General features: G+C 39.3%; 18 protein-coding genes and 1 other RNA gene. All 19 read right to left on the bottom strand.

The features are described 5' to 3' along the window. Positions 1–14 precede the first annotated feature (14 nt). Positions 15–884 (bottom strand): phosphate propanoyltransferase, encoded by an 870-nt coding sequence (locus tag MKZ14_RS07550; RefSeq protein WP_016991931.1) that lies wholly within the window; start codon positions 882–884, stop codon positions 15–17. Between the two features lie 12 nt (positions 885–896). Next, entirely contained in the window at positions 897–1487 is a 591-nt protein-coding gene (locus MKZ14_RS07545; protein WP_016991932.1) for a phosphate propanoyltransferase, read from the bottom strand. 141 nt (positions 1488–1628) lie between these two features. Further along, a complete protein-coding gene (locus MKZ14_RS07540) occupies positions 1629–1907 on the bottom strand; it encodes a BMC domain-containing protein (protein WP_004269321.1) in 279 nt (92 codons plus the stop codon). A gap of 20 nt (positions 1908–1927) precedes the next feature. Next, positions 1928–3418, bottom strand: a complete 1491-nt coding sequence (locus tag MKZ14_RS07535) for an aldehyde dehydrogenase family protein (protein WP_052125369.1) — start codon at positions 3416–3418, stop codon at positions 1928–1930. 15 nt (positions 3419–3433) lie between these two features. Continuing rightward, on the bottom strand, positions 3434–4084 hold the full coding sequence (gene eutL, locus MKZ14_RS07530) for an ethanolamine utilization microcompartment protein EutL (RefSeq protein ID WP_036077522.1): 651 nt from the start codon (positions 4082–4084) through the stop codon (positions 3434–3436). Positions 4085–4095: 11 nt separating this feature from the next. Next, positions 4096–5106, bottom strand: a complete 1011-nt coding sequence (gene eutC / locus MKZ14_RS07525; RefSeq protein WP_339280772.1) for an ethanolamine ammonia-lyase subunit EutC — start codon at positions 5104–5106, stop codon at positions 4096–4098. Positions 5107–5115: 9 nt separating this feature from the next. Further along, complete coding sequence (locus tag MKZ14_RS07520; protein ID WP_008176446.1) at positions 5116–6486, bottom strand: ethanolamine ammonia-lyase subunit EutB; 1371 nt, start codon at positions 6484–6486, stop codon at positions 5116–5118. Between the two features lie 5 nt (positions 6487–6491). Next, complete coding sequence (locus MKZ14_RS07515) at positions 6492–7913, bottom strand: ethanolamine ammonia-lyase reactivating factor EutA (RefSeq protein ID WP_339280771.1); 1422 nt, start codon at positions 7911–7913, stop codon at positions 6492–6494. Between the two features lie 17 nt (positions 7914–7930). Then, entirely contained in the window at positions 7931–8431 is a 501-nt protein-coding gene (locus MKZ14_RS07510; protein WP_016991937.1) for a EutP/PduV family microcompartment system protein, read from the bottom strand. Positions 8432–8441: 10 nt separating this feature from the next. Then, positions 8442–8783, bottom strand: a complete 342-nt coding sequence (locus MKZ14_RS07505; protein ID WP_004269314.1) for a BMC domain-containing protein — start codon at positions 8781–8783, stop codon at positions 8442–8444. 26 nt (positions 8784–8809) lie between these two features. Next, entirely contained in the window at positions 8810–10054 is a 1245-nt protein-coding gene (gene eutH, locus MKZ14_RS07500; protein ID WP_036077540.1) for an ethanolamine utilization protein EutH, read from the bottom strand. An 83-nt stretch (positions 10055–10137) separates the two neighbouring features. Continuing rightward, complete coding sequence (locus MKZ14_RS07495) at positions 10138–10716, bottom strand: response regulator (protein ID WP_036077542.1); 579 nt, start codon at positions 10714–10716, stop codon at positions 10138–10140. Next, on the bottom strand, positions 10709–12139 hold the full coding sequence (locus MKZ14_RS07490; RefSeq protein ID WP_258860630.1) for a sensor histidine kinase: 1431 nt from the start codon (positions 12137–12139) through the stop codon (positions 10709–10711). Before MKZ14_RS07490 ends, MKZ14_RS07495 begins: the two co-directional genes overlap by 8 nt. Positions 12140–12395: 256 nt before the next feature. Next, complete coding sequence (locus MKZ14_RS07485) at positions 12396–14303, bottom strand: ATP-dependent DNA helicase (RefSeq protein ID WP_339280770.1); 1908 nt, start codon at positions 14301–14303, stop codon at positions 12396–12398. Positions 14304–14388: 85 nt separating this feature from the next. Beyond that, entirely contained in the window at positions 14389–15525 is a 1137-nt protein-coding gene (locus tag MKZ14_RS07480; RefSeq protein ID WP_339280769.1) for a class I SAM-dependent RNA methyltransferase, read from the bottom strand. 3 nt (positions 15526–15528) lie between these two features. After that, positions 15529–17274 (bottom strand): GGDEF domain-containing phosphodiesterase, encoded by a 1746-nt coding sequence (locus tag MKZ14_RS07475; RefSeq protein WP_036077551.1) that lies wholly within the window; start codon positions 17272–17274, stop codon positions 15529–15531. A 492-nt stretch (positions 17275–17766) separates the two neighbouring features. Next, positions 17767–18147: RNase P RNA component class B (gene rnpB, locus MKZ14_RS07470), an RNA gene on the bottom strand. A gap of 60 nt (positions 18148–18207) precedes the next feature. Beyond that, positions 18208–18504 carry a cell division regulator GpsB gene (gene gpsB, locus MKZ14_RS07465; RefSeq protein WP_004269307.1) on the bottom strand — a complete coding sequence of 99 codons (297 nt, stop codon included), beginning with the start codon at positions 18502–18504 and terminating at the stop codon, positions 18208–18210. 124 nt (positions 18505–18628) lie between these two features. Then, positions 18629–19879: a ribonuclease H-like domain-containing protein gene (locus MKZ14_RS07460; RefSeq protein ID WP_339280768.1), complete on the bottom strand. Its 1251-nt coding sequence runs from the start codon at positions 19877–19879 to the stop codon at positions 18629–18631. Between the last annotated feature and the right edge of the window lie 41 nt (positions 19880–19920).

Here is a 19920-nt window from a genome sequence, read left to right as displayed (position 1 = left end):
CACACATTGTCTAATTACTCTGAACGAATCGTTAATGTTTTATTTAACTCTCGCAGCTTATCATAAGCCAATGCTGTCACAATGGTTTTCTTTGGAACGACAATTTCTTGTGCATCGATATCGAGCACTTCTATTTGTGAAAGTAGCTTTTTGTCATAATGATAGACGGACGGTTGCTCTACTTTCTGTACGACTGGCGACTGCTCTTTCACAGTGATCATAGGTTCACTTACTTGATGATGCACGATTTCTGCAAGCGTTCCTTGTTGAATTAACCCTGCATTTGCTTCATCTGTATCAATATGCATTTCTAAGCGATAACGCTCTGAAACACGGATAACCACATTCGATAAAATAATTGGGCGAATACCTTCTACCTTAATTTGGACAGATTGCCCATCTGCGACTTGGAATCTCGCACTATCCGCTGGGGACATATGAATATGTGCCTGTGCAATAATGAGGCCTTCCTTTAACACAACACTTCCCTTTGGACCAATTAATGTAACAGGACTGGAACCTTGAATATCACCAGAAATTCTTAATGGTGGCTTCAGACCTAATTTCATAGCATCTGTCCAGCTTACTTCCACTTGAGATAAGGAACGAGCGGGACCAAGAATACGCACGCGCTCAATTGACCCTTTTGGACCTGCAATTACTACAGTTTCCTCCGCAGCAAATTGCCCTGGCTGTGAAAGCTCGAATTTCGGTGTGAGCTGATAATTTTCACCAAAGAGCTGTTCCACTTCTGCTTGTGCAAGATGGACATGGCGGGCAGAAACACCAATCGGAATTTTACCGTCATGTGGAGGGGAAGATTGATTTTTTAAGACCTGTTGCAGAACTTCTTCCACAATTTTTTGCACTAAATTTTCTTGCATCTTGCCTCCTCCTTACGATGATACTTTTATTAATTTACCCTGTGCCTGCTGTTCGATAAAACCAGCATTTGCTTCATCTGTATCAATGTGCATTTCCAGACTAAAATCATTGGAAACACGTACAACGACACCTCGGAAAGTGACAGGTCGATCACTTACAACTTCCACTGAAACTATTTCATTATTGCGTACTTCCAATGCTTTGGCATCTTCCTCAGTCATATGAATATGCGCTTGCGCAATGATGACTCCCTGCTGGATCTCTATTTCTTTGTCTTGAGAAAGTATTTTAATGCCCGCAGAATTGTCTATATCACCTGATTGGCGTAAAGGTGGTGTCACTCCTAGCTTCATGGCATCAGTGCGGCTTACCTCTACTTGGGTTGCTGGTCTTACAGGTCCAAGGACACGGACATTATGAATAACGCCTTTAGGTCCCTCAATAGAGACGCGCTCTTTTGCAGCAAATTGCCCTGGCTGTGATAAGTCAAAATCTTTCGTTAGAGTCGCATTTGGGCCAAAAAGTGCTTGTAAATCCGCTTCACTTAGATGGATATGACGAGCCGAAATGGCCACTGGAAAAGTTTTTATTGCTGTTGTCATGTTAGCCACCTCTTTATTTTATGGATTGTATTATCAGAACAAGTTGAGAGCTGTTCTAAAGTTAGATCCAGCTCTCCTCTATAAATGGTAGTTATTTTTCCATCTATAGCGTTGGGAATTTTCTATCCAAAGAATATGAAATTATGCTTCTGCTTTTGGTAGAATCATTTCTAATTCGTGGTGTGGACGTGGAATTACATGGACAGATAATAGCTCTCCTACACGTTGTGCTGCTGCTGCCCCTGCATCTGTTGCTGCTTTTACTGCACCTACATCACCACGTACAAGAACTGTTACGATCCCGCCACCAACATGAACTTTTCCTACTAGATTAACGCTTGCTGCCTTTACCATTGCGTCTGCTGCTTCAATTGCTCCTACTAAACCTTTTGTTTCTACCATTCCTAATGCTGTACTCATTTGTCATTCCTCCAAATAATTTATTTGTTTTGTAATGTGATTTGTTTTAATACTTGATCGACAATTTGTTGAACCATTGTTGTATCTAGAGCAGGCTCTTGTGAAACTACCGACTCAACAACGGACTGTACTTCGAATTCTGGTTTTGGCACTTCGACATCTTTAATGCCATACGCCATACGTTTGATATTTAATAAATGTCTTGCTGTAATGTTGTCTGACGTAATATTGCCGCCAAATGTCCCACAGCCTAATGTAAAGGATGGCGCTAAGCCCGTTGTGCCACCTACTGCACCAATTGAGGATAATGTATTAACCACAATCCGTGATACTGGTAATTCGACAGAAAATTGCTCTGCTAATGCTGCATTTTCAGTGTGAATTGAGCATGTATGTCCGCGTCCTCCAATATTTAGCAGGTCAATCATCACCTGCTTGGCTTCTGTACTGTTTTCCACAATATAAAGCGCAAAGATTGGTGATAGTTTTTCAAGAGAAAACGGAATATTTTTACCAATCATTGTTTCTAAGCCCACAAGAACTTTTGTATCGTCTGGTACTGTAATACCAACAGAATCAGCTAGGCAAGTAGCTGATTTACCGACAATCTGGGGATTTACTTTCCCAGGAACTGGCGAGATCAATTTTTCCATTTTAGCTTTTTCTTCGGCATTTAATAGATAGGCACCATTTTTCTTTAATTCTGTTTGCACTTGCTCTGCAATCACCTTATCCACAATAATGGCTTGCTCTGTTGCACAGATTGTGCCATTATCGAATGATTTACTTTGCACCAATTGACGTACAGATTTTTGAATATTAGCCGATTTTTCAATGTAAGCTGGTACATTTCCTGGCCCAACCCCATAGGCAGGTTTGCCAGAGCTATAGGCAGCCTTTACCAATGCACCACCACCCGTAGCTAAAATTAAATGAATGTTTGGGTGCTTCATTAGCTGCTGTGTTGCCTCCATGGAGGACATTGTTAAACATTGTAGTAATCCTTCTGGCGCACCTGCTTTTTCAGCAGCTACTCGACAAATATCTAAAGCCTCTTTTGTACATTTCACTGCATATGGGTGTGGACTAAGCACTAACCCATTTCTCGTTTTTAAAGAAATAAGTGTCTTAAAGATCGCTGTAGAGGTTGGATTTGTTGTTGGTACGATACCAGCAATGACACCGAAAGGACTTGCAATTTCGGCTACTTTTTTCATCCGATCATAGCCCACAATACCAACTGTTTTTAATTCTTTAATATCTTCATAGACATCTCGTGAAGCTACTTCATTTTTCATCTTTTTATGGTTAGGAATACCCATTCCTGTTTCTTGCACAGCCATTTTTGCTAAACGATCTGCTTCCTTAAAGGCAGCATCCGCGACAGCCTTTACAATGTTGTCTACTTGTTGCTGAGAAAATTGCATATAGGCAGCCTGTGCTGTATTAGCATGTTTAACGGCATCTCTCATTTCCTGAATCGCTAATAAGTCTTTGTCTAATGTGGCCATAAAGCCGCCTCCCTTCTAGATCACTGGGTTTCTAGCTATATTTTCAATAGCTTCTCTGAATGCATGTGCCGCAGCCTCGCATGAAGATTGACTGCCAGTTAATAAGCCGCCCCCAAAATTGGTTTCAGATGGAGGACCAAAGAAAACCTTTAGCTCAACATCTGCAGCCTTTAATGCTGCATCTAATCCAACAACTGCCTCAAGCGGCGGTGCGATTAAATAAGCAAGTGGGGTACCAACCTTTACATCTGCAAGCTCAGCAAGATACGTCCCACAGCTTGCCACGGTATGGGCAAACAAGGCATGATTGTCATTATTATTAATGGCTTCAAAATACGTATCAAATTCAATTTTTTGTTGAATGGCATCAAGACCACTACGAATTTCATCAGGTGAGCTTCCAGCAATAATGCCAATCACTTCACCTGACAATGGACCAGATGCATGTGCCGCTCCCGCATAAAAGCTTTTTGCATAGACAACATCGACATCTGCCTTTTTCGTCGCCTCGTCTAAGGCTACGTAGCCAACATCGTCGATTGTCAGTGTGACAAGCCCAATGCTATGATGATGTGGCTTTAAATCTAACTGCTCTGCTAGTTCACTGTTGACTCTTGGAATGGTTTGCATCGCCAAGATTTGCGCCATAATTTTTTGAGGATACATATTTCAGCCTCCTAACCTTCTTTTGCGACAAGATCTACGCCACTTGCCTGATAATGCAGGATTTTTTCTACGACTGTGCCAAGATAAGCGCCCGCTTCTAATGGTGGGATACCACCCTTATGGATATTTGAAATTACCATGCGTTCCGCTTCCACTGTCCCAATTCTTGGCTTGTAGCATAAATATGCACTCATTGATTCTGCCGATACGAGCCCTGGACGCTCACCAATTAGGTAAACAATAACCTCTGCCTGTAGCAGCTCACCAATCTCATCCATTAAAGCAACACGCCCTTTATCGATATAGAACGTAGTACCGATGTCAATATTTAAATTGCTAAGGCTTTGCTGAAGGGCTAAGTAAACATCTTGAACATTCTCTTCAATTGCACTTGCACTCAAGCCATTCGAGATAATAATCTGTACCTTTGGCTGTGGTTTACATTTTTGCTGAATCAATGCCTTTGATTCTTCTGATAAACGACGCCCTAAGTCAGGTCTTGTAATGTATTCCTCTTTATCTGTGACTTTCGTTGTGACCTGAAAGACATCAAGCTTTTGTAAAAGATCTTCTGACACTTCACCATACACAGCATCTACCGCAGCAGCATGATCGAGTCGGAATTTTAACCAGGTTTTCGTTTTCGGTCTTGTCCCTGCTCTCCCTACACCAATACGAGCAGGTGTATGTTTCTTAGCAGCCTGTACACTTTCAGTTAACGATTCTTCCTCAAACTGAAAGGGCTTGATGGGCACAGCGTCATTTACTGGTTGGTTGAAAGTAGTAGAAGCAAACGTTGTTACTTCCTGGGGAGCTCCATGCTGATACAGCTGAATTAATGGCTCCTGTGATGTTGCTGTAGCTTCTGTTGTTCCTGAAGAACGATTTTCCACTGTATCATAAAATTTAATAAGTGGTTGTTCTGTTGAAGCAGTAGCTATTTCAGGTGCTTGACTACCAGTACTTTTCTCCATCTTCTCCATGACAAGCTGTGTAATCATTGAAACTAATTGATCATTCACTTGACTCACCTACCTTTCAAAAATGGATAAATCGCCAGCTCTTGCTGAAAGTCGACCATTTTCATAAATGCCCATTTTCTCTAACCATGCTAAATACTCTGGTGCTGGTTTTTTACCAAATGTTTGGAGTAATGTAGCCACATCATGGAAGCTCATCGATTGATAGTTGAGCATCACATCATCGCCCATTGGCGCAGCAATAATAAAGTTAACGCCAGCTGCTGTCAGCAGTACACTTAAATCTTCCACATCATTTTGGTCTGCCTTAATATGGTTGGTATAGCAAATATCTACCCCCATAGGAATACCATGCATTTTGCCCATGAAATGATCTTCAAGACCTGCTCGAATTACTTGTTTATTGTTGTATAAATACTCTGGGCCAATAAAACCAACTACTGTGTTCACAATATAAGGATTAAAATGTCTAGCAAATCCATAATTGCGCGATTCCAGTGTTACTTGGTCAATGCCCATATGTGCCTCTGCCGATAGTTCTGAGCCTTGACCTGTTTCAAAGTAGAATAAATTTGGGCCAGTACCTGTTCCTTGTTTTTTAATGAGCTCCTCTGCTTCTCTTATTAAATCAGCAGATATACCGAACGAACGGTTAGCAATTTCTGTCCCTGCGATACTTTGGAAAATCATATCTGCTGGGGCGCCTTGTTTAATTGCCTTCATCTGTGTTGTAATATGAGCCAATACACAGTTTTGCGTAGGAATAGACCAATCATTGATGAATTCCTTTGTAGCCGTAAGCACTTTTTTGACACTTTCAACTGAATCATCTACAGGATTAATGCCGATAACAGCATCCCCAATACCATAGGACAGTCCTTCTTTTAGAGAGGCGATGATGCCATCAATATTATCTGTCGGATGATTTGGCTGTAGACGAGATGACAGCGTCCCTTTTTGACCAATCGTAATATTACACGTTGAAAGTATTTCAACTTTATTGGCTGCGTGCACAAGATCTAAATTGGACATTAGTTTTGTAACAGCAGCAATAATCTCGGAATTCATCCCTTTACTTAAACGCTTTAATTCACGATCACCCGTGTCATTTGATAAAATGTATTCACGTAGCTGCTCGATGCTCCAGTTTTTGATTTCTCCATATATTTGCTCATTAATATCGCCCTCAATAATGCGTGAAACCTCATCATTTTCTTGTGGCACTAATGGGTTTTCGCGGATATCTTTAACTAAAAGCTCACTTAATACTGCCTTTGCTGCGATTCGTTGTTGAACCGTCTCAGCGGCAATACCTGCTAGCTGATCGCCTGATTTTTCTTCATTGGCCTTAGCCATAACATCTTTTAATGATTTAAAATTATATTTTTCTCCACCAAATATCACCGATAAGTTCACATTCATCCTCCTTACTTTGAATGGAAGGCAAGGGTCTTTACCACAACAGGAACAACGCCAGATGGCAGAACCTCTCCAATGTCGATGTAATCGCCCGTTTCCACTTTAATTTGATCGATGCAAATAATTGGTACTGTCGCATTTATGGCTTGTATGGTCTGTCCAATAATCTTTGCATAATCTGATTGAATGACTATGATAATTGGTATGTCCTTAGAGCATCTTGTTGCCAAATGTAGCAAAATGGCCTGACACAATGCATGTACATCCTGAAAGCTTAAATACGGCAATTCACTAAAATAAAGTGCAAATGGCGAACGATTGTCCTCTATAGAAAATAAATCATTTGCTCTCTCTACTGCTGTCTTCACTGTCGAGTTAAAGTCTGTTAAAGGATCTATATGACAATTGAAGACAGGTACATTTTTTAGTGGCAACACTTGTGCATCCACCTGAATGGTTGCCCCACTGATTTCAGTGGTTTGTGTACCAGCACCCGTCACTGTTGCACGTGCTGTTTCCTCTGGTTGTAACCATAAAAATGATTGTAGCTGTTCATGCTGTTGTAGCATTTTCGCTAATTTTTCACCAATATCATCATATTGACGCTGTGTACACTCATTTTCATAAATACAAGAGGCCACACCACCCGTAAAAACGATGGCATCCACTGGTTTATGCCAGTTTGGTAAATGCCCTAGTAATAATGGATGCTTTTCATCTCTGCATTGCCCATGAAGAATCATGGCAAGTGTTTGCACCATTTCTTCAATACAATGTGTCACTCGAATATCTTCGGCCGCATCACCGACCGCTAACGGATTAGCCCATCGTTCCATCAATCGCATGAGTGGCGGAGAAATTGATTGAATCTTGCCATCCTTAAACTCAATCAATCTACCACCAACATGTAAGGTACATGTACCAATGATCTCTCCAAATTGCATAACAGCAATATTCGCTGTCCCTCCACCAATGTCGATATTGGCGATGACTTTGGATGTATTCTTTGATTGCTGTAAAGTACCTGCCCCTTTGGCAGCAATGATGCCCTCTAAATCAGGACCTGCGGTAGCAACTAAAAAATGACCTGCGCCATCAGCAATGGTATGGACAACCTCACTTGCATTTTCCTTCGTGGCTGATTCACCTGTAATGATGATGGCCCCTGTTGCAATATCAGATGGAGCAATTTGTGCCAATTGATACTGTTGAGAAATAAATTCCTCTATCTTTTTCATATCAATGATGTCTTTATTGATAAAAGGTGTTCTAATAATTGGACTTTGATGCAACACCGTTTTCTCAATAATTTCAATCCTTGGCACATGTGTTATGCCAGCCACATTCTTTAACAGAAAACTACTGACAACCATTTTTGTGGTACTTGTCCCAATATCAATGCCTGCACTAAATATTTTTTCTGTTTTCACCCTACACCTCCCTCTCGCTACTGTGAGCAATACATGAGATACGGACTATCGCTTTCCTTAACAAATTGTCGAATTTCTTCATTTGTCTTGAGTTGAATCAATGGTTCAATCAATTCAATGCCAAGCTTTTGCCAGGAAGAGGTTTGCACGATAGGGCCCTGCGTCATAACATTTTTTAATAAGGTGGTAGCCCTTTCTACATCTGCATCAAGGGCATCAATCTTGGTAATCACACCTATTTGTATTTTGGGAATCCCTAAGCTGAATTGCGGAGGGAATACACTCCTTGCTGATGTGGCATCCTGCAAGTAAATCACATGGGTTACTTCCAAAGATGTTGCCATAATATTTCTGTAATACATTGGATTTTCAACATATTCACCTGGTGTATCAACAATCCAGTCATCATAAACGAGTGCTTGTGTTTTGTTGGCACTGCTTTCTTTGCCCAACAATGTATTCATCAATGTTGACTTTCCTGCTTGCACACCGCCTATTATCATTACTCGATTTTTCATATGACACATCCTAAGATTTTGTTATTTTTGATGGTGTATAGCCTAATACCTCGGATAAAAAACGATTGATTTCCAACATCGCCATTTCTACCTCTGACACACTACCAACAATAACGAGACTACCTGTAAAACGATCTAAAAACCCAAGTTTGACATTGGCAGCCTTTGTTGCTAAGTCCCCTGCAATAATTACCGTTTCACTTGGTGTACAAGTCATAATGCCAAGTGCACCTGCTTCTTGGATACCTAGCTTTTGAAACATTTCTGGATCAGGATTGGCAATAAGGTGACTCAATGTTAGCTGTTTACCCGGCACAAACTCCTGAATAAATCGTTTTTTCTCTTCACTCACACGTCATCACCTCACTTTTTAATCAATTAAGATTTTTGATCTGTTAAATACTCGCCTTCTTTGATAATGCCAGCCTTGCGATCTTCAATTTCCAACCTTAATGCAGTTGGTACTGAAAGCTTATAGGCTAAAATAATCGCAATAACACCCGCTAAAAACTTCCCTGCAATAACAGGTAAAATAATAGTTGGCTGGAAGTTAGCCGTGAATGATAAGTGATCACCTAATAAGAAGGCCGAACATACACCAAATGCAATGTTAATCACTTTGTCTTTTGGTGGCATATGGCGAATGAGTGTAAACATCGCTAAAATATTCGCAATCGTTGCTAAAATCCCAGCACTTCCTACAGAGGATAAGCCTAATTTTTTACCAGCTGCTTCAAGTGGCTTGGAAGCATACTTTCGAATTAGATACACCATTGGGAAGGCACCCGCTAGCATAATCCCGATATAGCCGGCTGTTTCTAATGCTCGGAACTGGTCGATTTCATCAGCCATGATTGGATCGAAGCCCCACGCACCAAAAATCTTTGTAAAAATACCTGTAAAAATTTCAACAATAGAGAACACTAACACCAGTTTAATTCCCGCATCCATTACACGACCGAAGACCATGAAGCCAGTAATCATGCCGTTTGGAATCAGCTTTAAGCCTAGTGCGATTAAGATAACGAAAATGAATAAAGGTAGTAAGTTAATTAATATTTGTAAAACAGAAATGGCAAATACATATGTAGGCGCCTCTGTTGTACTAATGACTTCACGTACTTCTGTGTTGAATAGCACAATCATGATGGAAGAAATAAATGCACCAATCGGGATTGTTAATACGCCAGCCATAATTCCTAGCGCCATATATTTATGATCACGCTTATCCAACATCGCAAGACCCATTGGAATCGAGAATACGATAGTAGCACCTGACATAAAACCAACAACAAGAGCCATTACCCATCCCTCATAAGACTCCTTTAACGCATTGGCTAATTGGTAACCACCCATGTCCGAGGCTAAAATCGTCGTCGCTGCGATCGCAGGATCTGCACCAATTAACTCAAAAATCGGACTAATAAAATGACTAATAAACCATGTTAAGTAAGGTATAGCTGCCATGATCCCTGCTGCTGGAACAAAAATATGACCAACCGTATGAATCCCATTCATAAATTCTTTCCCAATTCCATACTCAGCATCTCGGATAGCTCCGATTGCCCCTAAAACAGCACAAATCATAATAATATAAACGATAATCGTTCCTATCATTGCCATCTTACTCATCACCCCTTTTTTATTTATAAATTTATATAAAAAAAGGCACTTTAAAGAAGAAATCTCTTTAAAGCGCCTTTGCTTCAACTATTGACTTGTAAGTTGTTAATAATTTGCTGTGCAATCTGCACCATTTCCTGTTGTGTTTGCATACTTTCATTGCGAATCTTACGGTAAGCCTCGTCCTCGCTTATATTTTCAGCCTGCATCAGCAAGCCCTTCGCTCGTTCAATGACTTTTCGCTTATCTAATTGTGTTTGCTTATGCAAGATCTCCCCATTGAGACGGTTGAATTTATCAATTTGATGAAAAGCAACCTCTAGCACAGGCAAAACATTTTTTTCAGAAAACGGTTTCATTACATATCCTAATATATTATCCTGCTTCATGTATAGCAACAATTCTTTTTCACTATATGCCGAGATGAAAAGAACAGGTATACCAAGCTGTTGTTCAATAATTTTACTTGCCTTTAAACCGTCAAGTTTAGGCATTTTAATATCCATTAAGATTAACTGTGGTTTATGTAAAAAGGCTAATTCAATGGCAGTTTCTCCATTGTTCGCTTGAGCTACAACTTCGTAGCCGTTATCTTCTAACATAAACTTCAAATCAATCGCAATCAGTGATTCATCTTCGACAATCATAACTTTCCTAGTCATTTACGATAAATACCTCCTCACTTACAGGGAACTGAATCTGAGTATGTGTACCTTCATTACTAGGGATAATTGAAAATGAGCCAGCTAAATCATATTCTACAAGCCTTGTGATAATCTCCATACCAAAAGATGCCTTCACCTCTTGCATTCCAACGCCGTTGTCAGAAATATGAAGCGAAATTGTAGAATCTTCCTGAATGAATTGAATATCGATGATTCCTTCATCACGTCCGATAAACGCATACTTTAATGCATTTTGCAGTAGCTCGCAAATAATGAGTGCTAAAGAGACTGCCTTTTTTGAATGGCAGAATACCCGCAAATTTTCATGATGAAAGGCTAGTTGAATAGTTGCTGTATTAGACGTATCAATCATTTTATGACCAATTTTTTTAGCTAAAGCGATAACGTCTACTCTTTCTTCAGCGTTATCTTCATTTTCTAAAATCAGCTCATAAACCGATGAAATACTATAGATTCGATTTAATGCCTCTTGAAAAGCACTTGCATTCGAAGCAGACAGCTCATTGCGCATTTGCAAACGTAATAGACTTGTCACTGTCTGAAGATTGTTTTTCACGCGGTGGTGAATTTCTCTTATCGCAAATGTTTTCATCATTAGCTCATTTTCTTTCAGCTTAAGCTCTGTTAGATCATGAATAATGAGTAGTGTGACTTTCTCGTTATGACTGCGAATTGGAATTTTCTTCACAATAAAGGATTTACGATCAATCGTAATTTCAAGGAAAAAGACATCGTCGCCTTTATCATAGACCTCCTGTAAAAAAGGTAAGATTTTATCCAATGCTACATTGTCAAAATTTTCTAATCCAGATAGCTCTGAAATAAAATGATAGCCAGCAGGATTACTATAAATCACTTTATTTTCGTGATTTGTGAGAATAATCGACTCTACGAGTAAATCAGAAACAACTGGAATCGGTTGAGAATTTGGTTCAACAATATGCTCAATTAATGCAAAAGGCATATTCTGAAAATCATCCTTCGGTGTCGTTTGCATCTTCACCATTTTTTCCTGAATCAATACAGCAATTACTTGCTGCTGCTCATTAAAAATGGGAATGACATTTTGCTCCACCGTAATGCCTTCCTGCGTAATTGCTCTGGAAATGGATGATTTTTCTTTATGTTTAAACGCAGCAAATACGGCTGGTTCAAAACTTTCAAATACGAATTTTCCGATAACTGATTTTTCGTATAAACCAATCTCTTTCTTTGGGAATGCCTCTGCCACAACAATTGCATGCGGTAAATTCTCCAACAAGCAATCTATGAACATGTAACAATCAGTCAACTCAGCATAATACGTTAGCGTAGCCTCTATTTCTATTAACTTGTCAATATCCGTTGCCGATAGATTTGTATATTTTCTACACAATGATTGAATGTTCGACAGGTTCAAGCCCCCTATCAAGGAATAGTCAGCAAGCAAATTGACTATTCTTAAAAATCTTTGTCATTATTATAAACCTTTTGTGAAATTATTTTCAATACAAAAAATATATTCTTCCACAAGATTTCGTTGCATTACAAAGAACTATATAGCTTAAAAGAGAAATATTCAACAGTTTTTTAAAGAACCATAATTTAACTACGCACATAATGTTATTTTAAAATAGCAAAAAACGAGCTTACCTTTTGGGTAAACTCGCTTTTTTCTACATGATTTCTGGAACAACTGCTACTATATTTTCAAAGGCTGCACGCTGTTTTTGTTCATCTTCATTTAATAATATGTGAATATCACCATGGTCATTCGATGTCCGAATTAAACGCCCCATCCCTTGCTGCAAGCGTAATTGCATGAAAGGTAGCTCCACCTCTTCAAATGGGTTTTCGGCAAATGTACGTTTCGCATCAAATAATGGGTCCTGTGGAGGAAACGGTAAATCATAAATAATCACACGCGTTAATGCTTCCTCAGGCAAATCTAACCCTTCCCATAAATGATATGAACATAATGTTTTAACTGTTCCTTGCTGGAAGTCTCGAACAATGGCTGATAGCTCTCGATCTCCCTCAAATGCTACATACATACGTTCCATTAGCGGTAATTCCGCCTTGAAGTTTAGCATGGCTTGCTTCGATTTAAATAAAATTAACGTTTGCTCGCCATCACGCAGCAACTGCTGAACACGCGCTGTTTTGTCTCGCTGTGTAAGCTCATGTAAATAGATTTTCATAACCTCTTCATAGTCGAATGGGGATGGTACAGAAAATGATTGGTAATCTCGAATTCCTAAACTATAGGCAATATAAGAAAAGTCTTTATTGACCGATAACGTGGCAGAAGAAAAGACGATTGGAAGCTTTTTAGAGAATAATTTTTCTGCTAAAACTTCTGTGATTAAACGAGGCATAATGACGAGCGTTTCTTCACCATCTGTTTCCTCTAACCAATCTACTGCATCTCCCTGTGCGATGAAAATACGCAATGAAGCCTCATATTGTTCTAAATATTCTTCCGCCATATTTAGCTCATATTCAGGAATCATGTACATTTCTGATTCAAAAACGAATTCCTCCATCAATGTTTCTACATCATCTATTAACTGCTTCCCGTAAGCGAGCAATGTTTTTGATTTGTTTATGCGTTTGCGATCTTCATTAGAAGCGACGATATCATCACGAAGTTGATCAAAAAATAGTTCATGATCATCCTGTAATTTCTCCATTGCATACAGTGTGCGCTCGCGTACACCATCTACCATCAAGCGCTCCAGTAATTGCACAATGGTCGTTGCCTGTACTTTATAGGTCATCGCTTTTTGCGCAGCATACTCCAATAAATGTCCTTCATCCAGCACCATCATTGATACCTCAGGCAGTAATGCTAGCTGACCTTCACGCTCACGAGATTCCTTTGTAGCCAAATGCTCCATTAGAAAATCTTGTGAACAAATAACAAGATCAGTTGATTTTCGATAATGAGAGCGATGCAATGTTTGCCCACAGCGATTACGAAGATCACAAACCGAGCATTGCATAATCGAATTGTAATTAACCTTTTGCCAATCCTCATCACTGACAGTTGGATAATCACTGCGTTCCCCATATGGATGAACAGCAATCATCGAACCCTGTGCATAAACACCATCAGGGATAGAAAAGGCAATATCGTCAATCCATTCATCCGACTCCACTTTTTCTGCTTCCTCAAAGCGTTTTAAGCATAAATACTGATCTCTCGATTTTGCTAGACGAACATCAATATCAAGTCCTAACGTTTTTTGGAGTTTATAAATATCGCCCCCCTCTTTTACAAGTTGGTCGATTAATGTTTCATCTGCACAAGCAATCAACGCAGGTTTCCCTGTGTAGCGTGCATAGGAAATGGCTGGAAGCAAATAAGCGATCGTTTTGCCAGTTCCCACTCCTGCCTCTGCAAAAAGAACATTCTTTTCTTTTAGTGCTTGTTCTATTTGATAAGCCATAAAGATTTGCTCATCACGGCATTCAAAGCCCTTTTCTGGTAATTCATCATAAAGAACATCGCCCATCCAGTCACCTAATGAATCGAAAAATGAACGGTCCTTTGATAATGCAAATGGTAAAGATTTACGCAATTAGTGTTCCCCCTCTAACTATCTGATGCTATTATACGCGACGAAACGGAAGATAAGAAAAAATCTTATCTTCCGTTACTATTCGTTAATCTCTTTTAGACTTTTGACCCCAGAACTGATAATAATTTGTTTCAATAAAACCATTAAATAATTTACGCTTTTTCGTCGCTTGGCGTCCATATAATTCTTCAAAATTCTTCATGGAGGATAGCATATATACAGACCAAGTTGGATAGTTTTTCATGACCTTCCCAACATCACGGATCACCTGTTCCACGACTTCCACATCACCAATACGTTCTCCGTACGGCGGGTTTCCAATCATGACGCCATCCGTTAACTGTGTTGTAAAATCACGTGCTTGCATTTGCTTAAACGTGATTAACTCTCCAAAGCCTGCTTCCGTTGCGTTTTCTTGTGCAATGCTGACCATGCGGTGATCAATATCGGAGCCAATTATTTCTAATGGCTGATCATAGTTCGCTAAACTCTCTGCTTCATCACGAACCATATCCCAGATTGCAGCTTTCATCCATGGCCAGTCCTCAGAAATGAATTCACGGTTATAGCCAGGAGCTATGTTTTGTCCAAACATCGCCGCTTCCAATGTAATAGTACCAGAGCCACAGAATGGGTCAACAAACGGACGATTTGGATTCCATTTTGAAATTTGTACAAGTGCAGCAGCTAATGTTTCTTTTAATGGTGCCTCACCTTGTGCCTGACGATAGCCACGCTTATGTAGGCCAGCACCAGATGTATCAATCGTTAGTGTCGCCATATCCTTTAAAATTGAAACCTCAATTTTGTAAGTCGCTCCAGATTCATCTAAAAAGCCAAGTCGTTTATAATGCTGTTTCATTCGCTCAACGATTGCCTTTTTGGTAATGGCTTGACAATCAGGTACACTAAATAGTTTCGATTTTACGGACTTTCCTGAAACAGGAAAAGCAGCGTCCACTGGTAAATACTTCTCCCAAGGGAGTGCCTTCACACTTTCAAATAATTGTTCAAACGATTTTGCTGGGAATTGCCCAACGACAATCTTTACACGATCCGCTACACGTAGCCATAAATTGGTACGAGCAATCGCCGTTTCATCACCTTCAAAATATACTTTGCCATTGTCAACGGTTGTTTCATAGCCAAGTGCTTTTACTTCTTGTGCCACAATAGCTTCTAAGCCCATTGCTGACGTAGCTACTAATTGATAGTTTGCCATAAATTATTTCCTTCCTTGATGCTCAATTTCCCAATACTCCATAAACTCCATCAATTCGTTTAACGGGAGTGGTTTGCTGTAATAATAGCCTTGGATAATATCACAGTTCATTTTACGTAGTATATCCACTTGTTGTGCTTGTTCTACACCTTCAGCAACAACTTTCATTTTTAGGCGATGGGACATTTGAATAATAGCATCTACAACTGCCTGTTTTTCATCGAGTGATCCAATATGCTGAATAAAGCTACGATCAATTTTTAAACAATCTAATGGGAAGCGAACTAAATAGCTTAAGGACGAATAGCCTGTCCCAAAATCATCGATTGAGATTTTAAAGCCTAATTGTTTTAAACGAACCAATTTACTGACAGTCTCATTGGCACTATTCATCACCGTTCGCTCTGTCACTTCTATTTCAAAATTGTTAGCTGGCATATTATAGCGCTCTAATATTGTTTGTATCGACTCCAAAAAATTCTGCTGTTTAAAGTGAATGCTCGAGATATTAATGGCGACAGGTGTTTTCCAACCATATTGTTGCATTTGAATGACTGCCTCACATGCTTTTTCGATAATAAGCTCACTTAATGGAATGATTAGACCTGTATCCTCCGCATAAGTGATAAACTCCGCAGGCGACACAAAGCCTAGCCTCTCGCTATTCCAGCGGACTAGTGCTTCTAAACCTTGAATCTGCTCATTTTCCATAGCAATCTTTGGCTGAAAATATAGTTCAAATTCACGGTTTTCTATTGCTCTTCTTAACTCAGAATCTAGCAATAGCACTCGTTGTGCGTCTGTTTGCAGCTCATCAAAATAAAAGGAATAGCCGTTCAATTCATTCTTTTTTGAATACGTCATTGCTCTATCTGCACAATTGATTAGTTCTTCTGTGTTCTTACTATCAACTGGATAAACGCTAATACCAATACTTGTAGAAATAAAAACTTCCTGATCATTTATCATCATTGGCTGTTCAATACTACTAATAATTTGTTCAGCGAATTTTGCAGCCTCTTTCACATTTTTCACATTGGTTAATGTAATGACGAATTCATCTCCGCCATATCTTGCAATAATATCTTTATTTTTCAGTAATTTTTTTAGTCGATTTGCTACTTCTATTAAAATTGAATCTCCAACAGCATGGCCTAATGTATCATTAATTTGCTTAAATCGATCCAAATCTAAGAAATAGATCGCATGCTGCACTGAATGAGAAATAGCAGAAGTCGATTCCAAAAGATTATCCATTCTTTCGATATAGGCAAAACGATTGGATACATCTGTTAATGAATCCGTGAGCAAACGCTTTTCTAATTCATTTTCTACTATTTTTCTTTCAGACAAATCTGTGAAAATACCACAGTAATTTGTAACCTCACCCTCATCGTTGGTTACACAAACAATTGTTAACCATTCAGGATATACGTCTCCAGTTTTACGACGATTCCATATCTCACCTTGCCAAATGCCTTCTTGTCGTATCTGCTCCCACATCTCTAAATAGAACGGCAATTCATGTACACCAGATTGTAAAACGGCTGGCGTTTTGCCAACCACATCATCACATGTATAGCCTGTCACAAATTCAAAGGCAGGATTAACCATTACTATTTTTTTGTATTCATCAGTAATCATGATACCTTCAGATACATTTTCGAAGATTTTAAGTATTAAGGTAGTCGGATATTTAGATATCAGTTTCAGTTTATCCGTACTTTCCCAATTGTTTACTCCGTTCATGTTTCCGCTCCATCCTATCTCTCTATACTCCCCCTCAGAAGGGCATTTCGTCAGGCCAACCACTATGTAATCTATTACGCTCGGCGTAATTGTCACTGACGCTTCTCTTTCGCGCAATGAATGCGTCCAGATTTTTCGAACTAGCTCGAAAAGCGTCTCACGTAAATCTGTGACAATCGCCTAAGGCAATCTCTTGATGAACAGGTAGCACTACATCATCTAAAATGATAAATCATTTAAAGAACTGTTTGTCCTGGATACCTGGCGCATTTGCTTACATTACAAAATATGTGAGCAGTCAAGATCAATACATCACATTGATGCGATAACCGTTTTCAGATGTTGTGACTTAGAAGCGGTAGCGATACTTCTCAAACGTATAGCGCATACCAAGACTTGATTAACAAGGTTACTTTTTCCTCATGAATTCAAAATAAAAGCTCTCCACCGAGTTGGAGAGCGCTTGTTATTTCGTAGATAAGCATCAAAAAATTCCATAAGCCATGTTTTGTTCCCGAGTACTCAAACAGCTTGCGCCTCGTACGATCGGGTGGTAATCATCTATCTACAGAGCAAACTCTGTCCCTCTATCCGTTCAATTCCTTCTAGAGAGTGCCCCTACCATAATTTGGGTTTCTCACTCGTGGGGTTTACCTCGTTCCACCTTGCAAGTTTCCAAGCAAGCTTCGTCACTGTGGCACTTTCAGGAAGTGTCAACCATATCCAAAGGACTTAGGTTTTCCTTCCGCCGTCAGCCTTAATAGCTGCCTTACCTTATTTTTTCAGTAAGCACGAACACTACGGTCATCTCAGAACCGTGCGAGCATGGACTTTCCTCTACGACGTCTAGCGCCGCAGCGATTACCAGAATTTCGTGATGATACGAAAGATTATACTAGAGTTTTATGTTAAATACAATATAATTGACTAAAATTATTCGTACAGCTTGCTACCAAATACATGTTTTTCTAAATTAGAAAGACGTTTTAAAATATCAAAATTCGTTGTACCAGCTGCCGCTGAAGCAACAGGTTGTCTCTTAGGTGTGCTTTCAATTTCTTCTTTTAATTGTCTATTTTCTTCACGTAGTTGGGCCACCACTTTTTCAAACGTTTCATAGTCTTGAATAATTTCATCAAGAAAAGAATCTACTTCTTCTACATTGTAGCCTTTAAAGTTCTTTTTAAATTCCTTTTCAAGGATCATTTTTGACGTTAATTTAATGTCCATTCACATCGCCCTTCCTCACACTACATACACATATACATTATAATAGCATACTTCATCACATTATATCGTCTGAAAACACTAATTGTAAGGCTAAACTTGTCGTTTCATGCGCTTACCTAGGAATTTATTTCTTATTTCCTAATCTGCGTAGTCTCTTTTCCCAAGAAATTTCCCATTTTTGTTTTTGTTCTGCTCTCCATTGCTCATGATCTTGAATGAGACGTATGCCTTCTTGCGTATAATAAAGGGCCTGCTCATAATCCTTCATTTGGTGCTCATAAAGTATGGCTAGCTGCTCAAGGGCATGTAACTTTGTTCTTGCTTCAACAAAATGAAGAGAGGCCACGAATGAGTCAATAGCTTCACTGTAGCGTTTATTCTTTTTGTGCTGTATTGCTAAATAATATTGAGCATGGCCCGCTTCTAGTGCATCAAATTTCGATGTCACTTTTTCTAAAACCCTCACACTTTGTGTGCTTTCTCTTAAATCACCATACCATTTCCCGATGTTGGTGAAAGTTTTTGCCGATTCTTCCTGGTCCTGCTCAAACAATAAATACGTAGAATGACTATACAGTGTGATTAGTGATAGTAAATCCCACTCATTATGATGCAATACCTTCATAAGTGCATCAGGTACGCCACTTTTTACAGCATCCAAATAAATAATAGGTGCGAGATGGCCTGGGATATCCCCTTTACGCGAAAAACCAAGCTTTTCTTCCTCGACAGATTTTAATTTTAAGCGCTCCATATCATTTTTCCATAAACGCTTCGAACTATGCAACAAATCGATCTGCCGCTGCGAGCGTAATTTGGGTAAAGTTTTTTGATGCAATGTCCATCGTGTTTCAAGCTGTGGCCAATCAAAGCTTTTCCCATTATAGGTAATCACGGTAGCCGACTTTTGCCAAAGCTTGGATTCAAACAAGAAGGCTGCTTCATGTGCTGGATCTGCCATAATATATTGTGTGAGGATGAAGGATTCTTCAGCTACCTCTAAAAATCCAAGCAAAAAAATATGGGTCCCAACGCCCTTTAAACCTGTTGTTTCCGTATCAAAAAATAAGACGGACTCTTCCATATCGAGCGCATAAGGATGATCAAACTCAGCATCTTGCCATTTTTTCAGGGCTTCAAAGAATGTTTTTAGCTGATAATAACCATGCTGATAGCTAAACGGATAGCTTACTTGACGCTTAAAGACGATGCCAAAATCATTTTCAACAACCGTTAATCCCGCCTGTTTCCATTGCTCTGTATAGCTCGGCCTAGCAGGTTTTTGGAACGCTGGTTCTTCAACTTTTTGTTTAGCAGTCACTGGTTTTTTTCCAAGCATTTTTTTCATTTGTAATATTTTATTTTCGTAAGACATGAATTTCACTCATTTTCTGCTTATAGTATAAGACATCTCTT

It is taken from the genome of Lysinibacillus sp. FSL P2-0066 (assembly GCF_037969495.1).
Taxonomy (GTDB): domain Bacteria; phylum Bacillota; class Bacilli; order Bacillales_A; family Planococcaceae; genus Lysinibacillus; species Lysinibacillus boronitolerans.
Note: the sequence above shows the minus strand (reverse complement) of the source record. Positions and strands in the feature narration are given on the sequence as shown.

What these genes read in the sequence shown, in the direction of transcription:
- MKZ14_RS07550 (WP_016991931.1), bottom strand. Translation starts at nt 884, where the DNA reads ATGCAAGAAAATTTAGTGCAAAAAATTGTGGAAGAAGTTCTGCAACAG.
- MKZ14_RS07545 (WP_016991932.1), bottom strand. Translation starts at nt 1,487, where the DNA reads ATGACAACAGCAATAAAAACTTTTCCAGTGGCCATTTCGGCTCGTCAT.
- MKZ14_RS07540 (WP_004269321.1), bottom strand. Translation starts at nt 1,907, where the DNA reads ATGAGTACAGCATTAGGAATGGTAGAAACAAAAGGTTTAGTAGGAGCA.
- MKZ14_RS07535 (WP_052125369.1), bottom strand. Translation starts at nt 3,418, where the DNA reads ATGGCCACATTAGACAAAGACTTATTAGCGATTCAGGAAATGAGAGAT.
- eutL (WP_036077522.1), bottom strand. Translation starts at nt 4,084, where the DNA reads ATGTATCCTCAAAAAATTATGGCGCAAATCTTGGCGATGCAAACCATT.
- MKZ14_RS07520 (WP_008176446.1), bottom strand. Translation starts at nt 6,486, where the DNA reads ATGAATGTGAACTTATCGGTGATATTTGGTGGAGAAAAATATAATTTT.
- MKZ14_RS07510 (WP_016991937.1), bottom strand. Translation starts at nt 8,431, where the DNA reads ATGAAAAATCGAGTAATGATAATAGGCGGTGTGCAAGCAGGAAAGTCA.
- eutH (WP_036077540.1), bottom strand. Translation starts at nt 10,054, where the DNA reads ATGGCAATGATAGGAACGATTATCGTTTATATTATTATGATTTGTGCT.
- MKZ14_RS07495 (WP_036077542.1), bottom strand. Translation starts at nt 10,716, where the DNA reads ATGACTAGGAAAGTTATGATTGTCGAAGATGAATCACTGATTGCGATT.
- MKZ14_RS07480 (WP_339280769.1), bottom strand. Translation starts at nt 15,525, where the DNA reads ATGGCAAACTATCAATTAGTAGCTACGTCAGCAATGGGCTTAGAAGCT.
- MKZ14_RS07475 (WP_036077551.1), bottom strand. Translation starts at nt 17,274, where the DNA reads ATGAACGGAGTAAACAATTGGGAAAGTACGGATAAACTGAAACTGATA.
- gpsB (WP_004269307.1), bottom strand. Translation starts at nt 18,504, where the DNA reads ATGGACATTAAATTAACGTCAAAAATGATCCTTGAAAAGGAATTTAAA.
- MKZ14_RS07460 (WP_339280768.1), bottom strand. Translation starts at nt 19,879, where the DNA reads ATGTCTTACGAAAATAAAATATTACAAATGAAAAAAATGCTTGGAAAA.